Annotated in this window: 7 protein-coding genes and 1 tRNA gene; 7 read left to right on the top strand and 1 reads right to left on the bottom strand. The window is 57.7% G+C overall.

Features of this window, described 5'->3' with window-relative positions:
- Positions 1–111: 111 nt before the first annotated feature.
- Entirely contained in the window at positions 112–1,134 is a 1,023-nt protein-coding gene (locus tag ATO10_RS15570) for an NAD-dependent epimerase/dehydratase family protein (protein WP_035253381.1), read from the bottom strand.
- A 67-nt stretch (positions 1,135–1,201) separates the two neighbouring features.
- On the opposite strand from ATO10_RS15570, the gene ATO10_RS16105 reads away from it, so the two are divergent.
- The 7 genes from ATO10_RS16105 (at position 1,202) to ATO10_RS15535 (ending at position 6,971) form a co-directional block, all read left to right on the top strand.
- Complete coding sequence (locus ATO10_RS16105) at positions 1,202–1,771, top strand: TetR/AcrR family transcriptional regulator (RefSeq protein ID WP_051598195.1); 570 nt, start codon at positions 1,202–1,204, stop codon at positions 1,769–1,771.
- Between the two features lie 127 nt (positions 1,772–1,898).
- Positions 1,899–3,224 (top strand): tetratricopeptide repeat protein, encoded by a 1,326-nt coding sequence (locus ATO10_RS15560; protein WP_035253379.1) that lies wholly within the window; start codon positions 1,899–1,901, stop codon positions 3,222–3,224.
- A 79-nt stretch (positions 3,225–3,303) separates the two neighbouring features.
- A tRNA-Trp gene (locus ATO10_RS15555) sits at positions 3,304–3,379 on the top strand.
- A 95-nt stretch (positions 3,380–3,474) separates the two neighbouring features.
- A complete protein-coding gene (secE, locus tag ATO10_RS15550; RefSeq protein WP_035253377.1) occupies positions 3,475–3,672 on the top strand; it encodes a preprotein translocase subunit SecE in 198 nt (65 codons plus the stop codon).
- A gap of 163 nt (positions 3,673–3,835) precedes the next feature.
- The gene (nusG, locus tag ATO10_RS15545) at positions 3,836–4,369 is read left to right on the top strand and encodes a transcription termination/antitermination protein NusG (protein WP_035253375.1); all 534 of its coding nucleotides are present in this window, start codon (positions 3,836–3,838) and stop codon (positions 4,367–4,369) included.
- Positions 4,370–4,436: 67 nt separating this feature from the next.
- Complete coding sequence (locus ATO10_RS15540; protein WP_035253373.1) at positions 4,437–4,907, top strand: DM13 domain-containing protein; 471 nt, start codon at positions 4,437–4,439, stop codon at positions 4,905–4,907.
- Between the two features lie 180 nt (positions 4,908–5,087).
- Positions 5,088–6,971 (top strand): PhoX family protein, encoded by a 1,884-nt coding sequence (locus ATO10_RS15535; RefSeq protein ID WP_035253371.1) that lies wholly within the window; start codon positions 5,088–5,090, stop codon positions 6,969–6,971.
- Positions 6,972–7,078 lie beyond the last annotated feature (107 nt).

The following is a 7,078-nucleotide window of genomic DNA, read 5'->3' as shown; positions in this document are numbered from 1 at the left end:
GAAGGCGGCCGCACCGTCGGTTCGGGCGTCGTCTCGAAAATCATCGACTAAGCATTCGGAATTTCCCGAAGGAAAGGCCGCCCAACCGGGCGGCCTTTTCGTTTTCAGGCGTCAGGCAAGGCCGCGGTCGATCAGGCTGCGGGCCATATCCCTGATCGACGTGTCTGCTGTCCGGGGCGATGTGTCGAGCAACCGTTTGGCAATCCGACAATCCAAATCCGGGGCATAGCCAAGATCATTGACGTTGGCGCGTAGGTCGCCGTCAAACCGGGCCAGAATACGCACCAGCCAGTCGGGCGCGCGACGCAGGGCCACCTTGCTGCTGTGGTCCGGCACGGCGCGTTTTACAGTTTCGGCGATTTGCGGCACCGAGACCGGGTCAAATCCGGCCATCACCCGCTGATCGGCAACGGGCGCGGTCAGTGCGGCAACATGCAGTTTTGCCAGATCGCGTACATCGACGTGGTTGAAAGCCAGGTTGGGTAATATGGGAAACCCGCCTTGCAGAAGCTTCTGCAGAACCGCGCCAGATGTTCCGGGGTCATTGTCTAATAGCGGACCCAGAATGAATCCGGGCAGGACTGTTGTCAGTTCAGGGCCTTTTGGATGCGCCTTACGCAGCTCCCAAGCGCGGCGTTCCGCCAGAATCTTAGACGAAGCGTAGGCGTTGGTGCGTCCCTCCTCGGGCTTTGACCAGTCTTGCGGGCCCAGATTGTCAGGGCGGGTTTTTGGATCGCGTCCGGCGACCACTGTGACCGTAGAAGAGGTCATCACGATCCGCTCCACCCCGGCATTTCGCGCTGCCTCAAATGCGCGTTCGACGCCCGTAACAGCGGGGCGGATCAGGTCTTGTGGGTCTTTGGGCATGGTTGTGACAAAGGGCGAGGCAATATGCATCACATACCGCGCGCCCTTGGCGGCTTCGGTCCAGCCGGCGTCCTTGGTCAGGTCCAGCGTAACGAATTCCAACCGATCCACATCCGCGCCCGCTTCGGCCAAAGCTGTGCGCACGCCTTGCGCGCGGCTTGGATTGCGCAGGCTGCCGCGCACGGTATACCCTGCCTGCAATAATTCCAAAGCGACGTGGCCGCCCAAAAAACCGCTGACCCCGGTCAGCAATACTGTGTCTGTCATGTTTGCACCTATGTACTTTACGAATCAAACGATAAGCGTTCAAATAGTAAAGTGGAGTAAAAACCTGATGACGCAAGAGACTGCGCAAAAAAAACCGGCTGCGGTGCAGCGCGATGCCAGAATAGTGAAGGCTGCCGAGGCGCTTTTCCTGCAGCACGGGTTGCGGGGCACCACGATGGAAGCCATTGCCCGGCAGGCTGGAGTCGCCAAGCCCACGCTCTATTCTTACTACCCAGACAAAGAGACCGTTTTTCAGGCGGTGGTTGCCCAAGTCAATCTGCGGCTGCAGGCGGCAATCCTTGAGGCCATGGATCGCGCCGCACCCGGTGCCGGGATGGTGGCGCAGGTGCTGATCACGAAATATGGTGTGTTGCGGGAATTGCTGGAAGGCTCAGCGCATGCTCAGGATTTGACCGAGGCAAAGTACACGTGGGCCAAGGGCGAAGCCGAGGATCTACATAGTTGGGTGCTTCAGACACTGGCCGACAGGCTTAGGCAGTCCGGGGATGTTGATCTGATTGACCGGTTGCCGATGGTACTTGCCGCCGTGAACGGGGTCGCGACGCTTGAGGGCGCCCCTGATGATCTGGCAACGCAAATCAGCTTTGTGACGGATCGCCTTTTGGCGCGCGCGTAATGTCTTTTCATCCGCGCTTAAACCAGCTGCGGTCCGCCCTTGGCCACCTGACGAGACAGCGAGCGATTGGCTTTGACATTCGTTGCGGTGCGCTTAACCTTAGGTTGTTCATAACGTAGACGTTGATATGCGACTGACATTGCCAATTCTAAGCGCCGCTGTTTTGATCTTCGCGCTTCTGCCTGCACATTCCCGCCCTTTGCTGCCCAGCTCAGAGGTTACCTTCTCAAAAGCCTGCCGGGATCGGGATACCGACCCTGAGCGGTTGATCCAGCTATGCGAGGCTGCCTTGGAGGAGGGCACGGGCAGCCTTTCCCAAAGGCTGGATGCCATGGATGCATTGGCTTGGGCCTATTCCAATATAGGCAAAGATGCTCAGGCGCAGCAGTTGTTTGAGGAAATGCTGGCGTTGGCCCCCCGATCCGTGGATGCGATGAACGGGTTGGGGTGGATCGCGTGGGATGCGGATGTTTTTGACGATGCTGTTGTGCATTTCGAAAAGGCGCTAAAGGTGACTTATTCGGCCGAATCCTTGGCTGGCGCCGCCTCAAGCAGGTATGGCGCAGATCTGGCTGATCTGGAGGAAACTCTTGTTGCCCTTGAAGCCGCCCATGCCATTGACCCCGACTACAACTGGCCGCTGCGCGAAATGGGGTGGATCCTGCAACGTGCGGACCAGCACAGCAGGGCCGAGGCGGCGTTTCGGCGCAATCTGGAGATCGACGCAGAAGACATCAACGGGTTGCTGGGGCTGAGCCGTGCGTTGCGAGATCAGGATCAGTATGAGGACGCCTTGGAGGTCATCAATCGCGCCTTGGAGTTGCGGCCCGGCGAGTTGGTCCATCTGTATGAACGTGGGCTGAATCTTTACTATCTTGACCGGGACCGCGTGGCTTTAGGCGTCGCGAAACAGATTGTAGAGTCTTACCCGGAAGAAGATGAAGGCTATGTCCTGATGGCACGGGTCTTGCACGCGCGGGGGCAGGGTGATGCGGCGGTCAATGTCCTTCAGAACTATGTCGGTGATATCGGCCGATCCCGATGGGCGAATTATTGGCTGGTGGAAGTCCTGCAGTGGAATGACCGTCACGCCGAGGCTTTGACAGTTCTGGAGCAGATCGAAACAGATTATGATCCTGCGTCCTATCACTATGACGATATGTACGAATCTGCCATCGAGCTGAAGGACCTTGCGCGCGCCCGTATCGCGGTGGATGCGATGCTTGCGCAAGACAGCTCCGACGCTGAGGTTGTATATTACGATGCTGTCCTTTTGGCGCATGACAGGCAGTTCGACCGGGCAGAAACCCGCGCCCAAGAGGCTGTGTCCCTGGGGTACGCCAAAGACGATATGGACGATTTCTTTGGTGTTTTGGCCGAAAGCGGAGAGTTCGTTCGGATGATCCAGTTTCGGGTTCGTTTGAATGATGCAGCCAAGGCCTCACAAGACTAAGGCACAACGATATTTCGGTCTGCTTACGCGGTTTTGCTCTTGCCAAACCGTGCCCGCTTTCGTATCTCACGCCACCTGTAGGGGTATAGCTCAGCTGGTAGAGCGACGGTCTCCAAAACCGTAGGTCCCGGGTTCGAACCCTGGTGCCCCTGCCAATTTCCCGCAATGGATGACGTCAATACCGATGCATGGCTTGAAATCGGCGCCATGACCGCGTATCTCGCGATCCTATAGCAGATTCGAGAGACAAATGGCCAAGACCAACCCGCTCCAGTTTATTCAGCAGACCCGTGCAGAAATCTCCAAGGTCGTCTGGCCGACCCGCCGCGAGACCCTGTTGACCACAGCCATGGTTGTGGCGTTGGCTACCGTCGCGGCAATCTTTTTCTCGTTGGTTGATCTGGGGATCCGTTCGGGCCTGAGCGCCCTGTTGGGTCTCTTCGGCTAAGGTTTTTCCAAGCATCCTCTTGAATTGCTTCAAGGGTATCTGTAATTCGGGCTCACTCCCGACAAAATGCGCGCTTCGAATCGAGAGGCGCGCTGTTTTTTGTTCCGGGCAACTGATTTGAATTTGCGGCGCATGGCGCCGGTCAAGACGAGGTAAATGGCAGATGGCGAAGCGTTGGTATTCGGTGAGTGTACTCTCGAACTTCGAGAAAAAGATCGCCGAGCAGATCAAAACCGCTGTCATTGAGAATGGTCTTGAGGACCAGATCGAAGAAGTGCTGGTTCCGACTGAAGAAGTGATCGAAGTGCGCCGCGGCAAGAAAGTGACCACCGAGCGCCGCTTTATGCCGGGCTATGTGCTGGTGCGCATGGAAATGTCAGACGAAGGCTACCACCTTGTGAACTCGATCAACCGCGTCACAGGTTTTCTGGGGCCGCAGGGTCGCCCGATGCCGATGCGCGACGCCGAGGTGAACCAGATTCTCAACCGCGTTGAAGAAGGTGTCGATGCACCGCGTTCGCTGATCACCTTCGAAGTGGGTGAGCAGGTGAACGTCACCGACGGTCCGTTCGAAGGCTTTGCCGGCATGGTCGAAGAAGTCGACGACGACAACCAGCGCCTGAAAGTGACCGTGTCGATCTTTGGCCGCGCCACCCCGGTGGAACTGGAATTCACGCAGGTCAGCAAAGAAGTCTGATTTCAGCTTTGGCCTCTGGGCCGTTCTGCGTTAGGTTTTCCCCAGCGTTTAAGTGCTGGGGAATGTAATGCGCCGCTTATTCTTCCTTTTTATTTCGCATGGTGTGGCTTTGGCTGCGGGCTTTGCGCTGGGCATTTACTTGCTACCGATCCTGACCGCGCCGCCGTCGCCGGATGCGCAGGTTCTGGAAGAATCTGCCAGTGAGGCAATGTTCACCGCCACACTGACCCGCGAGTTGCGTGGCAGTGATTTCGTCCATTGGGGGGAGGGCACGATCAGCGTGTCTGCGGACAAGATCGTTCATATCGGCAAGCTGGCGCCGGGGCCGGATTACAAGCTCTATCTGGTCAAGGAATTCGCCCAGCACGAGGATGAATTCGAACCGATCAAGGATCAGGCCGTGCAGGTGGGTGATGTGAAGACCTTTGAAGGCTTTGTGCTGGATGTGCCTGCCGAAGTGGATGTAACACAATATTCCACGGTGCTTGTGTGGTGCGAAGCATTTGGCGAGTTCATTACCGCGGGCCAATATCAGTAGGCCTGAGGCGCGCACAAAGGCGGACTTTTGCTCAGGCGCGGTCCGGTCGTTAACTTTTATTAATCATACACAATACTGTCGCATCTCCGATTCAAAGACCTCTCAAAGAGAGCTCCTGAAGCCGCTGGCGTGTACTGCGCCGGGCCAATTGCTAGCAACCTGTACGCAAGGAGCTCCGCTATGACGGACAAGTCTCTGATTGATCTTTCCTGGGATGATTTCGACGAGCATCGTGATCCCCGCCCTGACACCAACGACTTTGACGCGGTGGTCGACAAAGCCATTTCGCGTCGCGGCTTTCTGGGTGGCGCTGTCGCCTTTGGGTCGGGTGCTGCTGTTTTCGGCACCGGCTTGTTTCATGCGACCGGCTCGGCGCAGGCTGCGGGTCACGCGGCCTTCGCGTTCGACCCGATCGACGTCGCGACGGACTTCGATGTCCACGTCCCGGCTGGCTATAAGTCCGAGGTTTTGGTGCGCTGGGGCGATGCGTTGTGGTCGGATGCCGACGGCGCTTACTCGGCCGAGACAGGCGTATCGGTCGATATGTCCGACAAGGTTTTCGGTGAGAACACCGATGGGATGGAACTGTTCGAAGTGGACGGCCGCGAAGTGATCGCCGTGAACTCGGAATATGTGAACCCGAAGATTAACCTGCCCGCTGCCTCGGAAGGTAAGCCGCAAAACGCCGATGAGGTGAAGCTGCTGAAGAACCTTCAGGGCGTGACGGTGATGGAAGTCGCCAGGGGCGATGCCGGTTATGCTGTGGTCAAGGACAGCCCGTTCAACCGTCGGATCACCCATGAAACCGAGATGGTTCTGGCTGGCCCTCTGGCAGGTCATGATCTGGTGAAAACCAAGGCTGATCCGTCGGGCACTCAGGTCAAAGGCACCATGAACAACTGTGGCTCGGGCCGCACCCTGTGGAACACCTATCTTACCTGCGAAGAAAACTTCAACGGTTACTTCGGCGCGACCGGTGAAGAACCTGCAGGCGAAGGCTACAAGCGTTATGGCATCGGCGGCGAAGGTCGCTATGCCTATGAAAAGTTCGATCCGCGCTATGACATCAGCACCGAGCCGAATGAACCCCATCGTCACGGTTTCATCACCGAGATCGACCCGACCGATCCGACATCCACTCCGATCAAACGCACCGCGCTGGGCCGTTTCAAGCATGAAAACGCCTCGATGGCACATGCCTTGGATGGGCGCGTTGTTGTCTACATGGGCGACGATGAGCGCGGTGAATACCTTTACCGCTACGTGTCAAACGGCACCTGGCAAGAAGGTGGCGCGACCGAAGGTCTGCTGGACGACGGTCAGCTCTATGTCGCCAAGTTCAATGACGACATGACCGGCGAATGGCTGGCGCTGACTCCCGAAGCCACTAGCATGACCGAAGCTGAGATCCTGTGCTTCACCCGTATGGCCGCATCGGCCGTGGGCGGCACCACCATGGACCGGCCTGAATGGGTCGCCACCAACCCGCTGAAGGCCGAGGCCTATTGCGCCCTGACCAACAACAAGAACCGCGGCGTGAAGCCGAACGCCGGTGGCGATGACACGTCGGTGAATGCTGTGAACCCGCGTGAGACAAACCACTATGGTCAGATCGTTCGCTGGACACCCGAGAACGGGAATCATGCTGCGATTGATTTTACCTGGGACCTGTATGTGATGGCCGGCAACCCGACCGTCTATGACAACGAATACGCCGGTTCGCAGAACGTCAACGCGGGGAACATGTTCAACTCGCCCGACGGTATGGTGTTCTCGTCTGACGGGATGCTGTGGATCCAGACCGACGGCAACTACAAGAACGAAGGTGACTTTGAAGGCATGGGCAACAACCAGATGTTGGTCGGCAATCCTGAAACCGGCGAGATCGCCCGCTTCATGACAGTGCCTTATGGTGCCGAGGTTACTGGTCTGTGCTGGTCGTTGGATAAGAAGGTCGCTTTTGTTGGCGTACAGCATCCGGGCGGCTCGTGGCCCGATGGCGAAGGCAAGCCGCGCTCTTCTGTGGTGCAGGTCTGGCGCGAAGACGGCGCGACCTTCGGTTAAGCCATTTCTAAAAAACTGCTGCGGCGCGGGGTTCGCGCCGCAGACCTTTGCACAGGGCGCGAAAACCAGCGCCTCGGAACCAGAGCTGGTTCGTGTGATCCTGAAGA

The sequence above is a fragment of the Actibacterium atlanticum genome (assembly GCF_000671395.1).
GTDB classification, from domain to species: Bacteria; Pseudomonadota; Alphaproteobacteria; order Rhodobacterales; family Rhodobacteraceae; genus Actibacterium_D; species Actibacterium_D atlanticum.
The sequence above is the reverse complement of the archived record's forward strand: the minus strand, read 5'-3'. Positions and strand labels throughout refer to the sequence as shown.